This window comes from Erythrobacter rubeus (genome assembly GCF_014705715.1).
Classification (GTDB): domain Bacteria; phylum Pseudomonadota; class Alphaproteobacteria; order Sphingomonadales; family Sphingomonadaceae; genus Erythrobacter; species Erythrobacter rubeus.
Genome location: NZ_JACXLC010000001.1, coordinates 2641580 through 2664742, shown reverse-complemented (window position 1 = coordinate 2664742; position 23163 = coordinate 2641580). Strand labels below are relative to the sequence as shown.

Annotated in this window: 25 protein-coding genes; 12 read left to right on the top strand and 13 right to left on the bottom strand. The window is 59.6% G+C overall.

The window, feature by feature from the left end; genetic code table 11:
* Nucleotides 1-18: 18 nt before the first annotated feature.
* Both IB285_RS13085 and IB285_RS13080 read right to left on the bottom strand, forming a co-directional pair.
* Nucleotides 19-1494 carry a TolC family outer membrane protein gene (locus IB285_RS13085; protein WP_190788579.1) on the bottom strand — a complete coding sequence of 492 codons (1476 nt, stop codon included), beginning with the start codon at nt 1492-1494 and terminating at the stop codon, nt 19-21.
* Complete coding sequence (locus tag IB285_RS13080) at nt 1494-2096, bottom strand: protein-L-isoaspartate O-methyltransferase family protein (RefSeq protein WP_190788578.1); 603 nt, start codon at nt 2094-2096, stop codon at nt 1494-1496. The genes IB285_RS13085 and IB285_RS13080 overlap by 1 nt, the downstream gene beginning before the upstream one ends.
* A 176-nt stretch (nt 2097-2272) precedes the next feature.
* On the opposite strand from IB285_RS13080, the gene fumC reads away from it, so the two are divergent.
* The 3 genes from fumC to IB285_RS13065 all read left to right on the top strand — a co-directional run bounded on the left by fumC (nt 2273) and on the right by IB285_RS13065 (nt 5850).
* Nucleotides 2273-3718 (top strand): class II fumarate hydratase, encoded by a 1446-nt coding sequence (fumC, locus tag IB285_RS13075; RefSeq protein WP_190788577.1) that lies wholly within the window; start codon nt 2273-2275, stop codon nt 3716-3718.
* Between the two features lie 121 nt (nt 3719-3839).
* A complete protein-coding gene (locus IB285_RS13070; protein ID WP_190788576.1) occupies nt 3840-5102 on the top strand; it encodes a sensor histidine kinase in 1263 nt (420 codons plus the stop codon).
* Complete coding sequence (locus IB285_RS13065; protein WP_190788575.1) at nt 5095-5850, top strand: LytR/AlgR family response regulator transcription factor; 756 nt, start codon at nt 5095-5097, stop codon at nt 5848-5850. Before IB285_RS13070 ends, IB285_RS13065 begins: the two co-directional genes overlap by 8 nt.
* 142 nt (nt 5851-5992) lie before the next feature.
* On the opposite strand, the gene IB285_RS13060 is transcribed toward IB285_RS13065, so the two are convergent.
* A complete protein-coding gene (locus IB285_RS13060; protein ID WP_190788574.1) occupies nt 5993-6301 on the bottom strand; it encodes a UrcA family protein in 309 nt (102 codons plus the stop codon).
* Between the two features lie 220 nt (nt 6302-6521).
* Between IB285_RS13060 and IB285_RS13055 the strand changes: the two genes are divergently transcribed.
* The 3 genes from IB285_RS13055 (at nt 6522) to IB285_RS13045 (ending at nt 7950) form a co-directional block, all read left to right on the top strand.
* Nucleotides 6522-6797 carry a hypothetical protein gene (locus IB285_RS13055; protein ID WP_234033154.1) on the top strand — a complete coding sequence of 92 codons (276 nt, stop codon included), beginning with the start codon at nt 6522-6524 and terminating at the stop codon, nt 6795-6797.
* 51 nt (nt 6798-6848) lie between these two features.
* Entirely contained in the window at nt 6849-7598 is a 750-nt protein-coding gene (locus IB285_RS13050) for a metallophosphoesterase family protein (protein WP_190788573.1), read from the top strand.
* 154 nt (nt 7599-7752) lie between these two features.
* On the top strand, nt 7753-7950 hold the full coding sequence (locus IB285_RS13045) for a hypothetical protein (RefSeq protein WP_190788572.1): 198 nt from the start codon (nt 7753-7755) through the stop codon (nt 7948-7950).
* Nucleotides 7951-8030: 80 nt separating this feature from the next.
* Here IB285_RS13045 and rpsI read toward each other — a convergent pair whose 3' ends face one another.
* The 4 genes from rpsI to IB285_RS13025 form a co-directional block, all read right to left on the bottom strand.
* Nucleotides 8031-8561 carry a 30S ribosomal protein S9 gene (gene rpsI, locus IB285_RS13040; protein ID WP_190788571.1) on the bottom strand — a complete coding sequence of 177 codons (531 nt, stop codon included), beginning with the start codon at nt 8559-8561 and terminating at the stop codon, nt 8031-8033.
* Nucleotides 8561-9040, bottom strand: coding sequence for a 50S ribosomal protein L13 (gene rplM / locus IB285_RS13035; RefSeq protein WP_190788570.1), 480 nt, complete (start codon nt 9038-9040; stop codon nt 8561-8563). Before rplM ends, rpsI begins: the two co-directional genes overlap by 1 nt.
* Before the next feature lie 218 nt (nt 9041-9258).
* Nucleotides 9259-10011: a response regulator transcription factor gene (locus IB285_RS13030; protein ID WP_190788569.1), complete on the bottom strand. Its 753-nt coding sequence runs from the start codon at nt 10009-10011 to the stop codon at nt 9259-9261.
* Nucleotides 10012-10020: 9 nt separating this feature from the next.
* On the bottom strand, nt 10021-10626 hold the full coding sequence (locus IB285_RS13025; RefSeq protein ID WP_190788568.1) for a hypothetical protein: 606 nt from the start codon (nt 10624-10626) through the stop codon (nt 10021-10023).
* Between IB285_RS13025 and IB285_RS13020 the strand changes: the two genes are divergently transcribed.
* On the top strand, nt 10625-11329 hold the full coding sequence (locus tag IB285_RS13020; protein WP_190788567.1) for a hypothetical protein: 705 nt from the start codon (nt 10625-10627) through the stop codon (nt 11327-11329). The genes IB285_RS13025 and IB285_RS13020 overlap by 2 nt on opposite strands.
* Before the next feature lie 132 nt (nt 11330-11461).
* On the opposite strand, the gene IB285_RS13015 is transcribed toward IB285_RS13020, so the two are convergent.
* The 3 genes from IB285_RS13015 to IB285_RS13005 form a co-directional block, all read right to left on the bottom strand.
* Nucleotides 11462-11971 carry a hypothetical protein gene (locus IB285_RS13015; protein WP_190788566.1) on the bottom strand — a complete coding sequence of 170 codons (510 nt, stop codon included), beginning with the start codon at nt 11969-11971 and terminating at the stop codon, nt 11462-11464.
* A gap of 263 nt (nt 11972-12234) precedes the next feature.
* Nucleotides 12235-12570, bottom strand: a complete 336-nt coding sequence (gene cutA, locus IB285_RS13010; protein WP_190788565.1) for a divalent-cation tolerance protein CutA — start codon at nt 12568-12570, stop codon at nt 12235-12237.
* Complete coding sequence (locus IB285_RS13005) at nt 12567-13646, bottom strand: COX15/CtaA family protein (protein WP_190788564.1); 1080 nt, start codon at nt 13644-13646, stop codon at nt 12567-12569. The genes cutA and IB285_RS13005 overlap by 4 nt, the downstream gene beginning before the upstream one ends.
* 152 nt (nt 13647-13798) lie before the next feature.
* Here IB285_RS13005 and IB285_RS13000 point away from each other — a divergent pair, with 152 nt between their 5' ends.
* The 5 genes from IB285_RS13000 (at nt 13799) to IB285_RS12980 (ending at nt 18162) form a co-directional block, all read left to right on the top strand.
* On the top strand, nt 13799-14179 hold the full coding sequence (locus IB285_RS13000) for a MerC domain-containing protein (protein WP_190788563.1): 381 nt from the start codon (nt 13799-13801) through the stop codon (nt 14177-14179).
* 62 nt (nt 14180-14241) lie between these two features.
* Nucleotides 14242-15237, top strand: a complete 996-nt coding sequence (thiS, locus tag IB285_RS12995; protein WP_190788562.1) for a sulfur carrier protein ThiS — start codon at nt 14242-14244, stop codon at nt 15235-15237.
* A complete protein-coding gene (locus tag IB285_RS12990; RefSeq protein ID WP_190788561.1) occupies nt 15237-15539 on the top strand; it encodes a GNAT family N-acetyltransferase in 303 nt (100 codons plus the stop codon). The genes thiS and IB285_RS12990 overlap by 1 nt, the downstream gene beginning before the upstream one ends.
* Nucleotides 15540-15640: 101 nt before the next feature.
* The gene (locus tag IB285_RS12985) at nt 15641-16132 is read left to right on the top strand and encodes a hypothetical protein (protein WP_190789124.1); all 492 of its coding nucleotides are present in this window, start codon (nt 15641-15643) and stop codon (nt 16130-16132) included.
* Between the two features lie 158 nt (nt 16133-16290).
* Nucleotides 16291-18162 (top strand): hypothetical protein, encoded by a 1872-nt coding sequence (locus IB285_RS12980; protein ID WP_190788560.1) that lies wholly within the window; start codon nt 16291-16293, stop codon nt 18160-18162.
* Nucleotides 18163-18242: 80 nt separating this feature from the next.
* Here the strand turns inward: IB285_RS12980 and IB285_RS12975 are convergent, their stop codons facing one another.
* The 3 genes from IB285_RS12975 to IB285_RS12965 form a co-directional block, all read right to left on the bottom strand.
* On the bottom strand, nt 18243-20039 hold the full coding sequence (locus tag IB285_RS12975) for an AMP-dependent synthetase/ligase (RefSeq protein WP_190789123.1): 1797 nt from the start codon (nt 20037-20039) through the stop codon (nt 18243-18245).
* Between the two features lie 176 nt (nt 20040-20215).
* Entirely contained in the window at nt 20216-21934 is a 1719-nt protein-coding gene (ggt, locus tag IB285_RS12970; RefSeq protein ID WP_190788559.1) for a gamma-glutamyltransferase, read from the bottom strand.
* A gap of 10 nt (nt 21935-21944) precedes the next feature.
* The gene (locus IB285_RS12965) at nt 21945-22988 is read right to left on the bottom strand and encodes a quinone-dependent dihydroorotate dehydrogenase (protein WP_190788558.1); all 1044 of its coding nucleotides are present in this window, start codon (nt 22986-22988) and stop codon (nt 21945-21947) included.
* Nucleotides 22989-23163 lie beyond the last annotated feature (175 nt).

The window sequence follows — 23163 nt, the reverse complement described above, 5'->3', positions numbered from 1 at the left end:
CGAATCGGAATGTCCGAACTATTCGCCGGGTTCCAGTTGGGGTCCGATTGTTGCTTCGGCGGCAGGAATGTCAACGGTGCGCTTCGATTTCGCCTCGGGTTCCGGATCGCGCGCCCAATCCCAGCGCTTGTTCTTCACGCGCTCGTAATTGACCTGCGGATCGTAAAGCGGTCCGCCTGTTTCGAGGTTGAGATCGCGCGCCTCGGCGCGGCCCATCAGTGCGAGAAGGTTGAAGCCTGCAACATAGGCGTTCCGCCGGGCGGTAACCAATTGAGCGCGGGCCGAGAGCAATTCCTGTTCGGCGTTGAGCACGTCGAGAATCTGGCGATTGCCGATCGAATTCTCCGCGCGCACGCCTTCGAGGCTGAGTTCAGCGGCTTCGACGGCTGCCTGCGAGCTTTCGATAACGGCCAATGACGCCTGCCAGTTCGAGTAGGTCGCCCGCGTTTCGGCGATGATCTGCCGCTCGATCCGGATAACTTCTTCGAGAGCAGCACTCTCCCTAGCGCCTGCTTGGCGTTGCTGCGCCGCAGGAAGACCGCCCTGGAACAGGGGGATGGTCAGCCGCACACCGACATTGGCCGTGGTTTCCTGCTGCACGAGCGTGGACGCAATTGGACCGCCAAGCGTGCCGAAGAAATTGCTGTAATCACCATTGGCAAAGAGGCCGAGCGTGGGAAGCCGCCCTGCGCCCGCCACTTCGGTGTCGAAGCCGGCCGCCTGAGCGCGCTCTCTTGCCGAAATCAGGTTGGGGTTGCTCTCCAGAGAAATAACGATCGCTTCTCCCACGGCATCGGGAAGACCCGGGAGGGGTGGGGGTGCCTGGAGATCGACCGGAGCGCTGCCGACAAGCTGGATGTAGGTCTCGCGAGCGGCAATCAGGTTGGCCTGAGCAACCCGCAAGTCTCCGCGCGCAACCGCAAGGCGGGAACGGGACTGGGCTACATCGGTCACGGTAAGGTCGCCGATTTCGAACCGGTCGCTGGTCGCCTCGAGATTGATCGCGAGCACGTCCACCTGGTTGGCGGACAGGGACGCGAGTGCTTCTGTCCGGAGCACGTCCATGTAAGCTGCAACGACTTGGCTGAAAAGCGTGCTTTCGGTGTTCCGGAGGCTCGCCTGCCCCGCCGAAACACGCTCTTTCGCAGCCTTGATATTGTTCCGCACCGCCCCGCCGGAATAGACCGGGACGAGCAAGGCTGCATTGACGCCGAGATTACGCTCGGGCGCGGTAAACGCGTTCGCTGACTGCCGGAGAAACTCGATATGTGTCGCGGTGACATTGACCGTCGGCAGACCCGATGCCTTCGCGATCGGAACGCCCTCGTCGGTTGCTCGCTGGTCGGAGCGCGCCGCCTGGAGCGTCGGGTTGGTGTTGTAGCTTTCGACCAGGGCTTCGCGCAGCGTGTCCGCCAGCGCGGGTCCGCTCACAGCGAGCGCCCCTAGGCTGATCGTCGCAGACAGGCTGCGCACAAGACCGGCGGAACGTTTCATCAGAAGGTCCAGCCTTTTGGCTTGTCGAAATCGTGCAGAACCGGAATTCCGAGGTCTTCTACAGCCTGCAGCGACACCTGCCCTGCGACCTTTCGCCCCGAAGCGAGACGCGTCACCTGCCGCAAGACGAGGCCCGATGCGATCCGGCCGTCGTCTGCAAGGCCGCTCGCAAGAGCCGGCGGCAATTGCTCGATCGCGCCGTCGACCATGATCAGCGAATATGCCTTGCCAGCGGGCAGCTTGCCTGCGACCGCATCTGCGGCGGTTACGGTATCGACTTCGGCCACCAGAGGACGGACGAGTTCCTCCAAATAGGCAGTGCCGCCTTCGACAATGAGGACGTTGTCCTCGGCGCGCGGATCGGCCTCAAGCAGCAGCTTTCCGTAGAACAGGGGTGATGCGAGATTGGCTCCATCGCCGAGGGGGATGGAGCGGTCGATATAGGCAAGCGACGCCTTGCCCTCCGGCAGGTAATCCTCGCGCGGCACCGCAATCATACGAGCGAGCACGAATTTCTCGTTCACGCCGCTGGTGCGCAATTGGCTGTCGATCATTGCTTTACGGGCAGCGGCGGTATCGGGCTGCTTTGTCGTGGTCGTCATGTGAACTCCGAGTGGCTGTATTAGTCATGCAATACAGCGCGTCAACCCTTCCTAGCTTTAGCGGCTCGATTGGCCAAGGGGTTTGGCCCTGCGCGCCGACGCTTCAATCCCTTTGACCTCTAGCGTGCGCGATGCTTAGGGAGCCTTTGCAATCTACCGAGACAAGGAACGCGTCGATGAGTGACATTGAAAACCACCGCCATAACGATGGATCGATCTTTGGGGCGATAGGTGATGTCCGCATCGAAACGGATTCCTTGGGCCAAGTTGCGGTGCCGGTAGACGCCCATTGGGGGGCGCAAACTCAGCGCAGTCTAGCCAATTTCGACATTGGCACGGAAACCATGCCGGAGCCACTGGTCAAGGCGCTGGGAATTCAGAAGAAATCCGCCGCGCGCGCCAATATGGAACTTGGCGTGCTCGACGCCAAAATCGGTGACGCGATTGTCGAGGCTGCCGGTGAGGTCATCGATGGTACGCTTGCCGAGCAATTTCCGCTGAGCGTGTGGCAGACCGGTTCGGGCACGCAATCGAACATGAACGCCAATGAAGTGATTGCCAGCCGCGCGAACGAATTGCTGACCGGCACACGTGGAGGCAAGGATCCGGTTCATCCGAACGATCACTGCAATATGGGGCAGAGCTCCAACGACACCTTTCCTACGGCGATGCACATCGCTGCGGCGAGCGAGACGATCGAGCAATTGGTGCCCGCGTTGGAGCATCTGCACAAAGCGCTGGACGCAAAGGCGGGCGCCTTTGCCGATATCGTGAAGATCGGGCGCACGCACTTGCAGGATGCAACGCCGCTCACGCTGGGCCAGGAATTCTCCGGCTACGCCAAGCAGGTCGAATACGGCATTGCCCGGATCGAGAATGCGCTGCCCCGCGTACTTGAGCTCGCGCAAGGGGGAACGGCGGTCGGCACCGGGATCAATTCCAAGGCCGGTTTTGCGGAGAAGTTTGCCGCACAGGTTTCCGACATGACAGGGCACGACTTCGTCACCGCGCCCAACAAATTCGAAGCGCTGGCGGCGCATGACGCTCTGGTCGAGCTGTCGGGCGCGCTCAATTCGGTCGCAGTGAGCGGCATGAAGATCGCCAACGACATTCGCCTGCTTGGATCCGGGCCGCGCAGCGGGCTTGGCGAAATTTCCTTACCAGCCAATGAGCCAGGCTCCTCGATTATGCCGGGCAAGGTCAATCCGACCCAGTGCGAGGCGCTGACGATGGTGTGCGCGCAGGTGATGGGCAATAACACCGCAGTCAGCGTCGCCGGATCGCACGGGCATCTGGAACTCAACGTGTTCAAGCCGGTGATGATCTACAACGTCCTGCAATCGATCCGCCTGCTCAGCGATGCGGCGCGCAGCTTTACCGACAATTGCGTGATGGGGATCGAGGCGAACACCGACCGAATCGACAAATTGATGAACGAAAGCCTGATGTTGGTGACCGCCCTTAATCCTCATATCGGTTATGATAACGCAGCAAAAATCGCCAAAAAGGCACATGCTGACGGCACAACCTTGAAAGAGGCGGGGATCGAGCTGGGTCTGCTTACGGAAGAGCAGTTCGCCGAATGGATCGTCCCATCGGAAATGATCAAGCCGCGCGACTGATTCGGCGCGGCGGTCTGCTTGTGGGACGAGCTGCCATTCGACCAAGTACTTACCCTGTCCGACGACCCGCCCGAGTGTTGCTGGCGGATGACGCCCGCAGTCGCTATCTCGCAACACATAGATGGTAGCAGCTATTCCTTTGCCCGCGCCTTCGCGCAAAGATGAGGTGAGCGTCCCGTTCAGGACGGTGATCCTCTCAATGGTGGCGCTGTGGGCGGTTTACTTCGTGCTGATCTCAGCGCGGGGGTCCTTTCTGGGTCTCGACATTCAATTCGAGCTTTTCTGGCGCCGATCCATCGTGTGCGCCTTCGCCATCCTGATAACGATGGTGCTGTGGTTCATCTTGAGGCTGTTCGAGGCTCGCAAGCGCTGGGTGCTATTCGTCGTCGCACTCATTGCGGCGCTCCCCGGAGCGCTCGCCATAGCGCAGGTCAACCAGGTCCTCTTCGCACCGCTCAACGAGCGTCTGGAGCAGCGGTTTGCCGAAGAACGCGGTTTCACCCTTCGCCGCGACGAATCCGGCAACCTGCTGGCAGAGATTGCCGCGCCGCGCGAGTGGCAATGGCAAAACAGCGAGGAATTCGACGCTGACAATCCGCCAACCGTTACGCTGGTTCTTCAGGATGCCAAGGAGGCGGGAGCCACCTGGTATTCGCTGATCGATGCTGGGCTGAGCCGCTATTACATCCTGCTGCTATGGTCGGCGCTGTATATCGCGCTGCTGGCGATCGCTCAGGCGCGTGTGGCCGAGCGCCGTGAGCAGGAATTTCGCTCGGCCGCGAAAGCGGCGGAGCTGCGATCGCTACGCTATCAGGTGAATCCGCATTTCCTTTTCAACACGCTGAATTCGCTGTCCGCGCTGGTGATGACCGGCAAGGCGGATCGCGCCGAGCGCATGATCCAGACGATCAGCCGGTTTTACCGGCACAGCCTTGCCGATGAGCCCACCAGCGATGTGCAGCTGAAGGACGAATTCGACCTCCAGAAGCTCTATCTCGACATTGAAGCCGTGCGTTTTCCCGAGCGGCTTACATGTGACTTCGACCTTCCCGAAGACCTCGAAGACGCGCGCGTACCGGGAATGATCCTGCAGCCTCTGGTCGAAAACTCGGTCAAATATGCGGTTTCCCCCGTTTCGCGGAAGGTGACAATCAGCGTCAAGGCGCGGGAGGAGTTCGACCGGCTCGTCATTACCGTGGCGGACGATGGCCCCGGCATTCCCGAAGGAGCAGCGCACGGTTTTGGTATCGGGCTCGCCAACGTCCGCGACCGGCTCGAGGCGCGGTTCGGGCCGGATGTCGGCTTTTCTTCGGCACCCGTTGCCTCAGGCTACAAGACTGAAATCAGAATACCTTTGACACGGCAGGCTCCACGTTATGGTTGAAAAAGCGGATGAAGGCACCGCGCTGCGAACGTTGATCGTCGATGACGAACCGCTGGCGGTAGAGCGGATCCAGGTGATTTGTGCTGAGCTTCCCGCGATCCGGGTGGTCGGCACCGCCAGCGATGGTGCAGCGGCTCTGCGGCTTGCGGAAAAGCTCGATCCCGATCTCGTGCTGCTCGATATGACCATGCCCGAATTGGACGGGCTGGGCGTTGCGCGAAAATTCGCCGAGGCCGAAAAGCCGCCAGCGGTGATTTTCGTTACCGCGCACGATCATTTCGCGGTCGCAGCCTTCGATCTGGAAGCGATCGATTACGTGCTCAAACCGGTATCCAGTGACCGCCTCGAACGCGCGATTGAGCGAGCCGTCGCTCGCCGCGGTGAGCGCAAGGAAAGCTCCAGCGAATGGCTCGAGGAACTGTGGGTGCCGCACCGATCCGAATTGCTCAGGATCGCGGTTAGCGAAGTGCACCAAATCGATGCCGAGCGCGATTATGTGCGGCTTCATGTCGGCACGCCGGACGCACCGCGGTCCTATCTGCTCTTGCAGACCATCGCCGGGTTGGAAGCGCGCCTCGATCCGGACAAGTTCATCAGGATTCACCGCTCGACGATCCTGCGCCGCGACAATATTCGCGGACTACGGCACGATGGGCTGGGGGTCTGGTCGGCGGAGCTACAAGGCGGCGAAGCGCTGAGGATCGGGCGAACTTACCTGCCGAAGGTCAAGTCCATGGCCGGACGCTAAGGCGCCGATAGGGGCTAGCAATCCCCCCCATTTCTGCCAATAAAGTGGCGGTCCGAACCCTGGGACTAAGTAGGGTTCGGACCGCCATGTCCGCGCCCGTCGCGCCGAAGCGCGAGGCGCAGCCCATATATTTGCGCCGGGATCAGCCGCCGCGTTGTGCGCTTTCGATCATGGCTGCAACTTGCTCCTTGGCGCTTACGACCGCTTTTTCGTAGCAAGTACGGGCGCTGTGCGAAGGAATGCGAGTGCCAGTGCGAGTTTTACCGACACCGCAAACGGTGCGCGCAACGCGATCGATCCTGCGATCGAGCATCTCCTGGCCTTCGGCCGTTGAAAGATCGAGGCCGGCGATACTTATCGTTTCGGAATTCTGTTCGACCGTGTCGGCAAGTGCCGGGGCCGATGTCGCGATCAAACCGAACGAAGCGGCAGCGATTGCAAAAGTCTTCATTTCTATTCTCCTCCGCAGGCCTTGGCGCTCGAAAGGTTTACGAGCCGGGGATGCCAAGCTGCCTGTCGAATAAAGAGATACGCCTACAACTGTTTTCGATCACGCGAGGTTCGACCAAATGGCGCGTATCGGTCGATTGACGTTGGGCCATCGGGACGGGCGACAGAAACTCGCCGACCAACGGATGTTTTGATCCGACGAGCGATTACGCCATAATGTAATGATGTGGACAGCAGTCATTATCATATTCGTGCTGGGCGTCGGCAACTTCACGCTGCATCGCGCGGTGCTCGCCAGTAATCACCCAGCGATCGAGCAGATGCCCCGCTTCATCCACATGCTGGGCGGACGGCTGACGCTGGTGGCGGAATTTCTCATCCTTCTTGCCGCGATGCTGCTCGCAGCGAACGGATGGCCGGGGCTAGCCTGGGGCTATCTCGCCTACACGGCGTTGAACGGCCTCACGGCCTGGCTGCTTCTGACCGGGAGAGTGTGACACGCGCGATTGGGCGTTGCATGCGCGGCACTTTCCCGCTTTGAGGAAGCCATGGCTACGCGCTTGTTCCATATCAGCGATGTGCACTTTGGTGTCGAAGATCCCGGCGCGATCGCTGCGGTGGAGCGCGCCGTCGAAGAAGAGCGCCCAGATGTGATCCTGTGCACCGGCGACCTGACGCAGCGCGCAACAAAGCTCCAGTACGCCGAAGCGGCGGCATGGTTCGAGGGGTTGAAAGTGCCGGTGCTGTTCGATCCCGGCAATCACGACATGCCGTATTACAATCTGCTGGAGCGCTTTACCGATCCCTATCGCCGCTATCGGGGGTTGGTCGAAGCGGCCGGTGGCGCATTCGAATCCGAAGATGTCGTGTTCGTTCCGCTGAAGACAACCGTGCGCGCCCAACCGCGCTTTCCGTGGTCTGACGGCTTCGTCACCGATAAAGCGCTGGCGCTTACCATTGCTTTGCTGCGCGAGCTGGATGGCGACCCGCGCACGATCATAGTGACGGCGCACCATCCCTTGCTTGGTCCGAAAGATGACGAGAACCCGACAATCGGCGGAGACAAGGCATTTTCTGCGATCGCCGCCACTGGCGCTCATGCAATCGTGACTGGTCACGTCCACGTACCTTTCGACGAGGTTCGGGAGCGGGGAGGGCATTCATTGCGGATGCTCGGAACGGGCACTTTATCGACCAGACTGCGAAACGGTGCTCCGCCGTCGTACCGTGTCATCACTTGCGAGCAGGGCGGCCGTATCGAGACCGAGCTTCGGACACTCACGCCTGCCGATTCTTAAGCGTCGAGCAGCGAACTCAAATCGGCCACTGCATCTTTAACCTTTCTTAGCCGATCCTCGTTAAGAACTTGTTCTTCATGAATACGAAGATTCCCGAAGCCATGCGGAGGGAATGCGACGCATTTCACGAACACGTCCATGGGAGGTGCAGACAATGGACATGTTAAAAGCTTTTGTACTCGGAACGGCTCTTACGCTGGTGGTTGCCATCGTGGTCGGCTCGCAAGGGTCGAGCGGCGGTGCCTTGGCGGTGCATTCGATGGCGCTGGGTAATAAGGAAGTGTTCTGGTCATGGCCGCTTTTTCTGACAGGCACGGGCCTATCTTGGGGCATCCTCGCGATGCAGCGCTGACCGCATAACTAGCACAAACAAAATGGGCGGCATCCCGGTGGGAGCCGCCCTTTCGTATACTGGTATGAGTTCCCGGCGGATTAACGCTTCGAGAACTGGAAGCTACGGCGAGCTTTCGCGCGGCCGTATTTCTTACGCTCGACCACACGGCTGTCGCGGGTGAGGAAGCCAGCCGACTTCACGGTTGCGCGAAGCGCCGGTTCGTACTTGGCGAGAGCCTGGCTGATGCCATGCTTTACCGCGCCGGCCTGACCGGAGAGGCCGCCGCCCTTGACGGTTGCGACGACATCATACTGACCTTCACGCTCGGTGATGGCGAACGGCTGATTGATGATCAGACGCAGAGTCGGACGTGCGAAATACACTTCCTGATCCTTGCCGTTGACGGTTACCTTGCCCGAACCCGGCTTTACCCAGACACGGGCAGTCGCGTCTTTACGGCGGCCGGTTGCATAGGCGCGGCCCTGAGCGTCGAGCTCCTGCTCGCGCAGCGGGGCGGGTGGGTTCTGTGCCGTCGTCTCAGCGATCTCCGCTGCATCCGCAGCAGGAGCGTCACCGGCGATTTCCTTCAGATCCGAAAGATCGGAGACGGTGTTGTTTTCGTCAGCCATTACGCGGTGACCTTGTTCTTGCGGTTCATGGAAGCAACGTCGAGCACGGTCGGGTTCTGACCGTCATGCGGATGCTCGGTGCCGTTGTAGAGGTGAAGAGCTTTCATCTGCTGGCGGCCCAGCGGACCACGCGGGATCATGCGCTCGACAGCTTTCGAAAGCACGCGCTCAGGAAAGCGGCCTTCGAGAATCTTCGCAGGCGTCGTTTCCTTGATACCGCCGGGATGGCCGGTGTGCTTGTAATAGACCTTCTTCGTCGCCTTGTTGCTGGTGAACTTCACCTTGTCGGCATTGATCACGATTACATGATCGCCGCAATCGACATGCGGGGTGTAGCTCGGCTTGTGCTTGCCGCGCAGGTGATTGGCGATGATCGCGGCGAGACGACCTACGACGAGACCGTCTGCGTCGATCAGGTGCCACTTCTTTTCGACCTCTGCCGGTTTGATCGACCGGGTCTGCTTGCTGATAGCCTTCATGGCTGCTGTGTCCTTAAACCAAAATCGGTTGTGATGGTGCTGGATCCAAACTCGCGAACGACGTCCGAGTAAGGTCTGGCCAATCCCGCCCCTGCGTTTGCCGAGGCGTTCGGGTGCGGCGCATTTGTGCGGCAATCGCTCTCAAGTCAAGTGAAACCGGGGCATTCAGAGGAGGTAAAATAATACCGTAGCTCTGCCGGGTGACGATCCCGGCGGCGCTAATGCGTCAGTCTGCGGTATTCCGACGGAGTCACTTCCACGAACTTCTTGAATGTGGTCGTGAAGTGCGCCTGGTTCGAAAAACCAACCGCGAGGGCAATGTCTGCGATCGACCAGCCGGTATTGCGCAGGAGACGCTTTGCCTCTCCAATCCGCTGCGTGATGAGGAAATTGTAAGGTGAGGTGCCGAACCGGGCGTGGAACTGACGCGTGAACGAGGATTCGCCCAGTCCGCATAAAGCAGCGAGCTCTTCGATCTTCACATGCTCATCCAGATGGTGGTCGATGTAATCGCTTACCCTGTTTGCATGCGTTTCGCTCAGTGCCGATTTCTGTGGCCCCTCGCTTTCGAGCATGCGCTTGCAATCTATGCTCGCCTGCGTGGTATCGTAATTGGCAAGCGCCGTGCTTACGAGTGCATCGACGGAGGCAGGGTCGAACGGTTTGATCAGATAACCGTTGGGGCGGATCGCAGATGCTTTCGCGACCGTTTGCTTGTCGGCATGGCTAGTGAGAAACGCGAGAGCCATCGAGTGATCCTCGCGCAGTTCGGTCGCGAGAGCGATCCCGTCCTTCTCCCCATCGATGTGAATGTCGATCAAGGCGATGTCCGGCACATGCTCGGAGGCCAGAGCTTTCGCATCTTCGAAATTGGCCGCAATACCAACCCCTTCGTGCCCGAGCGATTCCACGATCTCGAACAGATCCCGGGCAGCTATCCGGTCATTCTCGATGATGAGCACCTTCGCCATGCCTTGTCCCTAAGGGGCGCGTGAAAACTTGAGATGATGCGGGTCAGGCAGCGCAATTCTCCATCCGTTCTCGCCCACGAGACTATCAGGCTCCATGTGCCCGGCATGCTCGCGCAGCAACTCGGTCAACACTAGGCTACTTACTTCACTCTCTTCGTCTATCAAAGGCGATAGCTCGATCTTGAGCATGATCTCGCCCTGCGCGCGCGCGAATTCGAAGATCGCTTCGCTAGCGTCATCGGACGAGCGGCCGCGCATCCAGCCGATCAGAACTTCGTTGAGAATGAGGGCAATGCCGCGGCCCTTGCGGTGTGAGAGGTGGCCGCCGACTTCGACCAAAAGGCCTTTCAAGGTAAATTTGAAACGGTCGGTGACAAGCTCAATCAAGGCGGCGAGGAATTCATCGGCCGGCAAATCCGCATTGCCATCCTGCGCAAAGATGAAGTTGTCGACGAAAGACAGCATCTCGATCCTGAGGCTGAGCGCGCGCAGCGCTTTCGCACAATCAGCATAGCAATCGGGAACGAGGTTGCGACGCTCGATATTCAGCAGACTGGAAATGAACTGCACGTCATCGCGTATAAGTCGCTGCGCCATCTCGGCTTTCTCCGGCATGAAACGAGCGACCTTTCAGACGATTAGCCAATCCGGATTGGCCGGAGGCTCTGCTGATGAAACCTTCGGCGCACTATCGGCAACGTGCTTTCGAAATCGCGGCGCGGTTTTCGTGATTCGCTGGCTGCACCAGTCACTTTCAGCGAAAACGCAGCAAATACCGGATGCCATCCGGAATTTGAACAATCCCGCGGTGATCGTGAAATACCGTCGCGGCCAAACACAGCACTTTGCAAATCACGAACCGAGGTGGGTCGTCAGAGAAGCGGAGGGCGGTATGAGCCTTTACCAGAATACTATAATGGCAGGGAGCTCAGGACCGGCCGGACGCCCAAGTGGCTTCCCATTTCAAGGCACTGTAAAGCATCCGCGCTTTAAGCTTCCCGATGTTGCTCGCCGACCCGCGACCGCCGAGGCTTATGTCGGATACGAGGATCCACCCGCTTGGCGGTCGTTGATGAACCGCTCACTGATCGGCGACAAGCGCGCTTTCGCGCAGCTGCTTCAGGAATTCGAGATTTGTCTCGAAATCTATTTCTCACAACGAAACACGGATGAGGTCGCGCTGCGGCTGGTCGAAGAGACCCTTGTCTCCGTAAACGAAAAGCGCCGCACCTGGGACATTACGAAGTCCGTTCTGGGGTGGCTCTTAGCGATTGCCGACTATCGGGCTGAACATCCACTCCAGAGTTCGCTCCAATAGTCGCATAGCGACGCGCCCAGTCCCTGACCCCCCCAAGGGCGCGCGCATCTCGCCCGGTGTCTGAACTCGACCCTCAGACACCGGGCCTTTCTTTTGTGCAGACAAAGCTAATTCGCTTGCATCTATTCCGCGCTAGAAAGCGGACATCGACCAGCTTTCCGAGGACTCGCGTTCATCATCGCCAATCGCCGTGATGATGGTGCGGCGAGCACTGCTGAGCCATGCCTTGTCTGGCGCGCGCTTCGCGGTGTACCGAACCAGGAAGCGGCCCGACTGACCACCGGCCATTTCGACCGTGCGCAACATCTCGCGCGGCTCGTCCCCGGCGGGGAAAAACAGGTCGGGTGGGAGCGTATCCAGCAAGGCCCCGCCGGCTTTCTGGAGCTGCGCGATGTTCATCCTGTGCACCGCTTTCGCATCCGCGCTTTCCTTGCGCTTGGCGATGATCGAGTTTGCCTGCCTGGCTGCGGCCTCCAAATCATCTTCCTGCGTATAGGTGCCGGCGGCGGCAATCAGACCGTTTTCAGACAGAAGGATGGGCCACATCGCATCTGTGGAGCGGTTCTCCTCAATTCGCGCAAGCGAAGCGAGCGCGGCGGGCGCTTCGACATTCGCGGAAAGCTGGCGACCAGCAATGGACAATCCCTTCCCTTGGCTTGCGAAACGCACTTGCCATTCGCGCCTGATAACAAGCGCGCTGCCATCATGGAGTGACCGCGTAATCCGCCGCTTCAGCCGCATTGGCCCAGTGGGCGCTATTATCGGTTTTGTCGCTGACGCTGGTGCTGGCATCATGGCGGCCCCCGCGCCAATGCCCAGGCAGGCCCACCCGGAAATGGCCCCGCGACGAGTTGCTCTCGTCATCTAATTCTCCGACCCTGTTAGCCGTCTGTTATGACGGCTTTCTATTGTAGTGTGGGTCTCGTCTGAAGCATCAGCCAATCCAGCGTTGCCGGATAGGCCTGATCACAGCACCAACCCACGATCGCCGGGGTATCATAGGGGTGGAGTTCGCCCAAGCGGCTAACGACCTCTTCCAGCCTCTCGCTGGTCGTTTTGAGGAGGACTGCGATTTCTGTGCCACTTGAGCGCTCGCCTTCCCACTCGAAGATCGATTCGATTTCACCGACAATGTTGGCGCAGGCGATCAGGGATTCGTCGAGAAGCCGCGCGGCAGTCGCACGCGCCGTTTCACGATCGGGGAACGGGCACCAGACCAGGGCGGCGCCCGTATTCCTCATTGCGCGCGCCGGGACTGACGGTTCACGCCGTCGCTGTGCATAGCCCATGCGGTCGATGCGACAAGCAGCGCTCCGGTCAGCTGGTGCATGGCCGCAAGCCAGAGCGAGACGCCGGACAGCACAGTCGCGATGCCGAGCAGGATCATCAGCCCGAAGGCGCTGTGCACCAGGATGGACGCCAACCGGTCGGTCTTTCGCACGCGGCGCGCAAGCCAGACGAGCGCAATCACCGCAATCCACGCCCACCAGCGGTGCAGGAAATGCAGCAGGAACGGATCGTGGGTAAGCGTCCAGACAAATCCGCTCGACCAGTCGATTTCGGGAATCAGCCTGCCATTCATCAGCGGCCAGTCATAGGCGGCGTGCCCTGCATTGAGGCCAGCCACCCAGGCGCCGAGCAGCAATTGTACAAACAGCACTACCGCAACGAGCGCCGATGCCGCTGTCAGTGGGGCAGGTGCGGCGGCTGGCTCCCGCGCGAGCCTGCGCATATCCCTCGCCGTCCAGACGAGCCCGCCGAGCAGCAGCAGCGCTGTCAGCAAGTGCAGAGAGAGGCGAAAGTGGCTGACGTCGGTCATATCGCCGACGAGACCGGACTGGACCATGAGCCAGCCGAACAGCCCCTGAAGTCCGCCGAGGGCCAACAGTCCGATCAGGCGCGGCTTGTAGCCAGCTGGTATCGCGCCCTTCATCCAGAACCACAGGAGCGGTAGCGCATAGACCACGCCCACCAGCCGGGCTAGCAACCGGTGGAACCATTCCCAGAAGAAAATAAACTTGAAATCGGCGAGTGTCATTCCGCCGACGCTTGCCTCGAGCCGGTATTCAGGCGTCGCGCGGTATTTGGCGAATTCTTCCTGCCATGCCGCTTCGTTCAAGGGCGGAAGGATGCCGGTGGCCACGTTCCATTCAGTGATCGACAGTCCGCTTTCGGTCAGCCGTGTGATCCCGCCGACGAGGACAATGACCACGACAAAGGCCGCCACGATCTCGAGCCATCTTGCGATAGCCAAGGGGCGACTGCGGATATTGCCGTCGGATCCATGTAGATCTGCAGAAAGAGCGCTGGTGGCCATGATGGCCGCGTAAATGTGCCGCGAGGGGTGAATACGCAAGTCTGTTTGCCGCAAAGCACTTTGCAAAGGGCGCAAGAATGCCTCTGAATCGATAATCCTAAGCCTCAGGGCTTGCGAAATGTGATAATGTTACATATCTGCACATCCAGCAGATGACTGACACCTTTCTCTCGATTCGCCAGCGGCTCGACCGCGCAGGCATTGCCGTGGCAGGGCTCTGCGCGCTGCACTGCGTTGCGACGATCGTGGTCGTGTCGGCCTTGGGACTTGGCGGACATTTTCTGCTGGCGCCTGAAATTCACCGGATCGGCCTTGCGCTCGCGCTGATTATTGCAGCGGTTGCTATTGGCTGGGGTGCACTCAAGCATCGCCGCGCTGCTCCTTTTGTAACCGCCATGACAGGGCTTACGTTCATGGGCGGCGCGCTTGCCATGCCGCATGGTGCAGGCGAAGCGGTTCTCACCCTGATTGGCGTATTGCTGGTATCAGCCGGCCATCTTCTCAACCTGCGCCCGTTTGCCCGCAAAGGCTGATCCGCGGCTGACCTCATAAACTCTCGGTTGCGCTTGCTGCGCTGGGGCTTATTTCACCTCCCATGAGCGATACGAAAAGCATCACGCTGAACGGTGAGCCGCGGCAGACGGCGGCCGCGACAATCGCGGACCTGGTCCGTGAACTGGAACTGACCCCCGAAAAGGTCGCGGTCGAGCGAAATGGCGATATCGTGCCGCGTTCGACGCTCGAGGATGCGCCCTTGTCGTCAGGCGACACGCTGGAAATCGTGCATTTCGTGGGCGGCGGCGATCATGCCGACGAGGGTAGCGCCGACACTTGGAGCGTCGCGGGGCGAACCTTCACATCCCGGCTGATCGTCGGCACCGGCAAGTACAAGGATTTCGAACAGAATGCTGCCGCGCTCGAGGCAAGCGGCGCCGAGATCGTCACAGTCGCCGTGCGGCGCGTGAATGTGAGCGATCCGAACGCGCCGATGCTGACCGACTATATCGACCCCAAGAAAGTGACCTATCTGCCGAACACTGCAGGGTGCTTCACCGGTGACGACGCCGTGCGCACCTTGCGGCTGGCGCGCGAGGCGGGTGGTTGGGACCTGGTCAAGCTCGAAGTGCTCGGCGAAGCGCGCACGCTCTACCCCGACATGCGCGAAACGCTGGCAGCAACGGAAACACTCGCCAAGGAAGGCTTCCTGCCGATGGTGTACTGCGTCGATGATCCAATCGCAGCCAAGCAATTGGAAGATGCAGGCGCGGTCGCAATCATGCCGCTGGGCGCGCCAATCGGGTCGGGCCTCGGCATCCAGAATCAGGTCACGATTCGCCTGATCGTCGAGGGCGCGAACGTCCCGGTACTCGTCGATGCAGGCGTGGGGACGGCCTCGGATGCGGCGGTCGGCATGGAGCTCGGCTGCGACGGCATTCTGATGAACACCGCCATCGCCGAGGCGAAAGATCCGATCCGCATGGCCCGCGCGATGAAGCTTGCGGTCGAAGGCGGACGCGAAGCCTATCTCGCCGGGCGGATGGGCCGCCGCAAATACGCCGATCCCAGCTCCCCACTCGCGGGACTGATCTGATGAACGATGCTCAGCCGCAAATCACCCTCGAAGATCACGGATCGAAAGGGCGTTATGTGATCCGTCCGGACGGGGAGAGCGAGGAGGCGGAGCTGACCTTTTCGCGCGCATCGGACACTTTGATTATCGTCGATCACACCGGTGTACCCGATGCCTTTCGCGGAAGAGGGTACGGCAAAATACTGGCCGAGCGTGTCGTCGCCGATGCGCGTGAGAAGGGATTCAAGATCGTCCCGCTCTGCCCCTTCTTCAATGCGCAGGCCGATCGGCACCCCGATTGGGCCGATGTCATTTCCGGCTAACTGCCCTAACGCAAAATTAACCATGCTCGGCGAAAACACTCCTCGCAACAGGGGAGACGACCGTGACACTTGCCAGCACCACCAGTTTGGCCATTGGCGAAATGCGCGAATTTGCAAGCTTCGCCGCGTGCGAGCAGCGCTATATAAAGTGCAGCCTCGACATTGGGCTGGCGCGCTGTGATGCGTTTCGCCTTTGGGGTCGGACGGAGCAGGAAAACACTGCGATCCGCCGCCAGTATGTTGCCTATCAGGATCTCAAAGCTTTGCGCGACCTCGTGCCCAAGGGCGGGACCATGGGCGAGATCGAGCAGTTTCTCGGCAAACTTCTTCGCACTGTGACTTTCGATCTCGAGCAGGAGCGGCTCGCGTCGTTCTCAGCGTTCCGGTTTCTGTACGAGCGTCTGCTCGGCCCCGAAGCGCGTCCGTATCTGCCGGCAGTATTCTGCGCCGCCGCGGCTTTGCCGCAAATCCGTCCCGAACGCCGCAAGATGCTGCTCCAAAGCCTGAGCGAAGCCGCCGCGACCGCACCCGCCTGGTCGGATGCGCAGCCCAGCTTCTATCCCGAGTTCATCGAGGACGTGGAGACGGCGTAAAGCCTCTACTTCAGGACCAGCAATATAGTTTGGTTGCAGGCCTGGTGTTGCGGATTTCTGGAAAGCAAGAGTATTAAAGTTGCTCAAAACAGGATCAGCGGAGTTGCAGCGTAAAGCGTCGCAACCTAGGCACCGTGGGTGCTCTCCTGGAGAATTCCGTGATCATATTTACTGCTTTCAAGCTAGATAACTTCGTGGGCGGCGCACATGTCGCCAAAAGATTCTCAGCAATCGAAAATCATTATCGGATCGAGCTTGGCCATGAAGTAAATGTCGTCCGCCAATACAACGAGCATACTCGTGTTGGATGCCACATCATGTGGCAGGACTTCGAAAACGAAAATTTCAATCGTGTGATGGAGGACGAGCATCGGTTGGTGGCGATTTCCGGTGCGCCCTACGGATACTCATCTGCCCTGAATGGGGCGCCGCTTGATCTCTTCGAATTGGCTGACGCGATCAAGCAACCCGGTGTCCTTCAGGAAATGCATCCCCCCTTCTTCCTGATAGATTTCGATAAAAAGAACTCGATTGTCACCGTTGCGACGGATGTGGCGGGCTATTCCCGCACATACCGCACGAGCGACATAAACGGTTTTTGCATTTCAAATCGCCTAATTGCGCCTCACCTTATCCTATTGAAAAAACCGAGATTGAGCGATCTTGGTTGGGCCGCAGAGCATCGCAATGGCTATATGTTCGACGAGCTATCTCCCTTCGATGGCCTGCATCGCAATAAGCCTGGTGCGACACTAGCCATCTCGGCCGATGGTCATGACATAAAGCATGACAGGTCGGTCTTAGATTGGTTTAGGACCGAAGCTCCCGATCCTTTCGAAGGGCTGAAGATGCTAGCTGCCGAGGTCAAGAGCCTGGGTAGATACGAGACTATGGATGTTGCGATTAGCGGTGGAAGGGATTCGCGAGCCTCCGCTGCTTTTGCTTTTCATCATTTTCCAGAGCAGTGCACCGCGCGAACGGCCTATCCGCCTGAGCTAGAGCGCATTATTGCAAAATCACTTATCGAAAAGCTCCCGAATTTCGATCGTTTCGAAAACGAAGATTTGGCGGTCAGGCAGGATGGCACTGCTCTCTGGCGCGGTTTAGAGCGCAAACAGAACGCATACGTCCCGATCGAGGATCGGGCATCCGCTTGGGCTTACGCTCAGGAAGGGGTCGGCCTAAGCTCCGCCCTTTACAGCAGGTGCAATGTAAAGACCCCTTTTCACATGTTCGACACCGCGCATGTTTCATTCGCAGGCAATGGCGGGGAATTGGGGAAAGCCTACTACTATCGTCCGAACCAAATGAGTGGCGTATTTGTAAAGAATGTCAAAACTTGGCTAGAGGAAATTAGAACGATACCAGCTTATGCACGTCTTCCAGACCATCCGATCACGAGCAAGACGGCGCTTCATTTCATAATCGACGAATACGACCAACCGATTGATGAGATTGTGCTGTCGCGTTTTCTCGATGCACAGGACAGCGGGATCTCAGGATACAGGTTTTTCGACTATTGGTATCTTGTAGGAAGAATGGCGGGCGCACAGACGCCTGGCATGACGGCGACTTCGCAAATCCTTCCCTTCCTCATACCAGAATACATAAGAAGCGGCGGGATGGATACGTTTCAGCGGAAGGTAAATTGTCAGCTGATCGAAGATATGGTCAGCCATTACATGCCGTCCTGGGCTACCCAGCCTTATTTCGATCAGATTCAAGACAAAGTGCCAAGCTCACAGATTAGATATTTTCGTACGGATGAACATTTGTGGTCAGGACGGGACGCAAAGTATTTTCTACAAGTTTTGGAGGAATCACCTGCGTTGGATGCGCCATATGATCGTACCGCAATATTGAAGGCCTACAAAAATGCCGACGAAGGTAGCCTTCCTTTGGCCACGCTGAACGTTAAGGCGCATTCTCTAATGTATCGACATGCCGTTTACGAACTCGCCGAATCGGTTGGTCGGACGATTGCGGCGCTGCGGGACACGCGCATTCGGCGCTGGGACAGAGCTGCATAATCCGACTTTCTAGGGTTCGTACACTGAGATCAGTAGGGAATTGCCGCGCGGCACAGTTTTGAGCGCTGATCATGGCGCGCTCACCCACGATACATCCCATCGAGCCGTTCCTGGTAGCGGTCGCGGATCTTGTGACGTCGGATTTTCATGCTCGGCGTCATTTCCTCGTTCTCGATCGAGAACGCTTCGTCGGCGAATTCGAACTTGCGAACCTTCTCGATGACCGAGAGGTCTTCATTCGTTCGGTCGACCGCTTTGCGCACTGCCTGTTTGAAGGCGGGGAGGTCCTGCAACGCCTTCAGATCGAACTTCTCGTCGTTTGCACGCGCCCATTCCAGGGCCCATTCGGCATCCGGCACCACCAATCCGACGACGTAAGGCCGCTTGTCGCCGCTGACCATCGCCTGTGCGATCTCGGGCTGTAGCGTGAGCATCCCCTCGATCTTCTGCGGTGCGACATTGTCGCCCTTGTCATTGACGATCATGTCCTTCTTGCGATCGGTGATGACGATCCGCCCCTTGTCATCGAGGTGGCCGATATCGCCGGTATGCAGCCAACCATCGATGATGGTGCGCGCGGTTTCCGCGTCGTTCTGCCAATAACCATGCATGACAAGTTCGCCGCGGCACAGGATTTCGCCGTCCTCGGCAATCTTGATATCGACGCCGCGCATCGGCGGACCGACCGTGTCCATCTTCAGCCCGACCTTCGGGCGGTTGCAGCTCATCACGGGCCCGGCCTCGGTCTGGCCGTAACCTTGCAGCATGGTGAGGCCCATCGCATCGAAGAAATTGCCGACATCTGGGTTGAGCGGCGCGCCGCCTGAGACCATCCCCTTGATCCGTCCGCCGAACTTGGCGCGGATTTTCGGGCGCAGGGTCCGCTCGACCAAGGCATCTAGAGGCCGGTCGCGCAGACGCTTTTTGCCTTCTTTCGAATTCTCGCTGATCTTGAGCGCGGAATCCATCATGAAGTTGGCGACGCGCCCCTGCTTTTCGACCTGTTTCATGATGCGGGTGCGCAGCACTTCGAACAGGCGCGGGACGACGACCATGAAAGTGGGGCTCGTTTCTTCGATATTTGAGGCGAGCTTCTCCAAGCCTTCGGAATAGAAGATTTCTGCCCCGACCGAAATCGGAAGATATTGACCGCCAGTATGCTCGTAAGCGTGGCTCAGCGGCAGGAAAGAAAGGAAGCGCTCGTTATCGAGGCCGAAATCGTTGAGCAGTATTTCTGCGGCGCCTGCGACATTGCACAGGATAGAGCCATGGTGCTGCTTTACACCGCGGGGCGCGCCGCCGGTGCCGCTCGTATAGATCAGGCAAGCTGTGTCTTCCCGCTTTATACCGGCAAGACGAGCTTCCACCGAGGCGCGGGCGGCGGCGGCATCGCCCGCAATCAGGTCGTCCCAGCTGTGATATTCGAAACTGCTTGCCTGCTGGCGGTGAAGGTCTTCGATACCGATGACATGATCGACGAGTCCGGTGCGCCCGATGGCGCCGACCAGGGGGCGCAGCAGCTTTTCGGTCGAAACAATAACCGCGCGCGCGCCGGAATTGTCGAGGATGTGCGCATGATCGCGCTCTGTGTTCGTGATGTAGGTCGGAACCGAAATGCACCCGGCCGCCATGATGGCGAGATCGGCAATGCACCATTCGGGGCGGTTCTCCGAAACGATGGTGACGCGGTCCCCTTCGCCGAGGCCAATATGCCGCAGACTTTCCGCGAGCAAGCAGACCTGATCCGCGACTTCGCGCCAGCTCTGCGTCGTCCACTCACCGTCTTTCTTGCTTCCTAGAAACGGAGCGTCGCCTTTTTCATCGGCGCGTTTGAGAAACAGCTCGACCAGATTGTTTGCGCGGTCGATGTCCTGCAGCGTCTCCGGATCGGTCGGATCGACTACCGGACGCGCGCCGGATGCTGGATGTTCATTAGCTTGCACGGGAAATGGCTCTCCTCATCCCCTAGAGGGTGTCATTATAAGTATGCAGTGGTCCTTGCGGTTCCGAATTAGGCGTTGTTCGCCGTAGCGGCAAGGCAGGCTGGCAACCGCTATTCGTAGCCGAGCATGTCGGCAATGCGCGGATCGCCAGCGGCTGCCCAGCCATCGTCGGTCCGGCGAAGCGCATTGGCTTTTCCTCGCGGAGGGAATGTCCGGATCTCACCGTGGCCTAGAGCCTTGAGTTCGTCGATCATGCCGGCGACCACGCTTCCTTCTTCGGTAACAACGGTCGATCCAAAGGCCATAATCAGCGGCAGGCCAAGCGCTTCTTCGGCGGTCATGCCGAAATCAAGTACGCCGATGATCGAGCGTGCGACCTGCACCGGTATGGTCGGTCCGCCAGCGGCTCCGATCACGAGGACGATTTCGCCCTTATCGTCGAAGACAATTGTCGGGGCCATAGATGACCGCGGACGCTTGCCGCCCTGCACGCGGTTGGCGACGGGTTTGCCGTCCACTTCGGCGGTGAAGCTGAAATCGGTCAGCTCGTTGTTGAGATAGTACCCGCCGAAATGCAGGCCGGACCCGAACGCGCCTTCCACAGTCGAGGTGTAGCTGACTGCATTGCCATCCGCATCGACCACCGAAAAATGCGTCGTGCCGTTTTCGGGTGGCTCGTCTCCGTCTGCGCGGGCCAGGGGTGCGCCCGGCGGGGTGCCACCCTCGACCTCTTCGAGCGCGCTTGCCGGATCGATCAGTGCGCTCCGCGCCGCGATGTAATCGGGATCGATCAGACCTGCGACAGGCACTTCGACGAAATCGGCGTCGCCAATATACAGTTCGCGGTCGGCGTAGGCGATCCGCTGGGACTCCAGGAAGATGTGCCAAAAGGTCGCGCTTTCAGGGCCCATCGCCGCGACATCGAATCGCTCGATCTGGCCGAGCATCTGCGCAACAGCGACGCCGCCGGATGAAGGCGGGCCCATGCCGCAGACCGTGTAGGTTCGATATCCTGCACAAACAGCGTCGCGGACCTTGGATTGATAGCCTGTCACATCGGCAGTGGTCATCTTGCCGTCTTGCGGTGTTTCGGCCGCGACATAGGCGGCAAGGGCGTCTGCACCGTGTTCGTACATCGCTTTCGGCCCGAGCGTTGCTATGCGCTCCAGCGTGTCGGCAAGCTCGGGAACCGTCACGCGCGAGCCCACTGGCAAGGGCTCACCATCCGGTCCGAAGAACACCGCGCGTGCTGCCTCCGTCTTGTCTGCCCGGCCCTTGTTTCCCGCAAGCGAGCCGTTCAGCCGGCGGTTCATCAGAAATCCGTCGCGGGCCAGCGTTATCGCAGGCTCGAACAATTCCGCCCATTCAAGCTTCCCGTATTGTTCATGCGCCTTGGCCGCGAGCGCGATATTGCCCGGTACGCCGACGCTGAGACCGGAAAGCACGCGCATTTCGCGCGGCAGGCGGTCGCCGTTTTCATCGACGAAGCGGCCCGGCGTGGCTGCGGCTGGCGCGGTTTCGCGGCCATCGATCGTGGTAAGGCCTTCCCCGCCGGCGCGAACCATGAAGCCGCCTCCACCGATGCCGGAACTTTGCGGCTCTACCACGGTGAGTGCGAGCATCACGGCGATCGCAGCATCGGTGGCCGAGCCGCCTTTTGCCAGGATCGTTTCGCCAGCTGCGGTTGCACGGGGATCAGCCGCGCTCACTGCACCCAAGGATACCGAGTCTTCGAGCGGTGTAGGCGTCGATGCGACTTGCTCGGAGTATGGCGCGCAGGCCGCCAGGCTCAGCCCAAGCGATATCCCGATAAATGTGTTCTTCAGCATGCGCCCCTCGCTATTCGGTTCCGACTGCCTCTGCAATGGTCGCAAAGCCATCGCGCTTCATCAGCTTTTCGAGCCCCTTCACGATCCGCGCGCCCAATCCCGGTCCCTCATAGACCATGGCGGAATAAAGCTGGATCAGGCTCGCGCCTGCACGGATGCGTTCCCAGGCATGGTTGGCGCTGCCGATCCCGCCCACACCGACCAGTGGCATCTCGCCGCCCGTCGCTGCTCTGAAATCGCGCACCCGCTGAAGCGCAAGTTGGCGAAGCGGAGCGCCGGACAACCCTCCGGCCTCACCGGCGTGGCGCGATTTAAGCTCGGGCCTCGAGATTGTCGTGTTGGAGACGATGAGTGCGCCCAGCTGCTTATCGATCGCGATCCGCGCGATCGCTTCGATATCGGAGGTCTCGAGATCGGGGGCGACCTTGAGAAAGATGGGCGGGCGGTTTTCGGCGGCGGCTCCGCGGCGCGCATCGATCACCGCATCGATCAGGGCGTTAAGCGCCCCTTCGTCCTGAAGCACTCTGAGACCGGGGGTGTTGGGACTCGAAACATTAACCGCGAGGTAGCTTGCGAAGGGGGTCATGAGCCGCGCCATGCCCGCATAATCCGCAATACGATCGTCCGAGTCCTTATTAGCACCGATATTGACGCCGACGATGCCGCCGCGGTCAGCTCTTGCCTTGAGCCGCGTAAGAGCAGCCTGCCCCCCGGCATTGTTGAACCCCATCCTGTTGATGACCGCGCGGTCTTCGGCAAGCCGGAACAACCGCGGTTTGGCGTTTCCTTCCTGAGGGCGCGGGGTGATCGAGCCGACTTCGGTAAAGCCGAAACCCAGCCGCAGAAGCGCATCTGGCACTTCGGCGTCTTTATCGAAACCGGCCGCGACGCCGACGGGGTTGGGAAATCGCAGTCCCGCGACTTCGGTCGAAAGCGGTCCGCGATCAGATTTCGGGGCGCTTGGCGGCAGCGTCTTCAGGCCAGCGATCGCGAGCCTGTGTGCCGCTTCCGAATCGAGTGCGAAGATCGCAGGCTTGATGAGGCGAAACAGCATGGCGTTCGCCTATGGCAGGTTTCTCATCCCTGTCGAGAGTGGCATTCCAAGCACAGATTTCGGCTTAGTCCGGCCACGTTGTCGTTTCGATACAATTATTCTGCAAGTGATTCGCATAGATCAATTGTGCGACCCGAAGGGCTCGGAGCAGTTTGCGAAGAGTTCCTCAACTCAA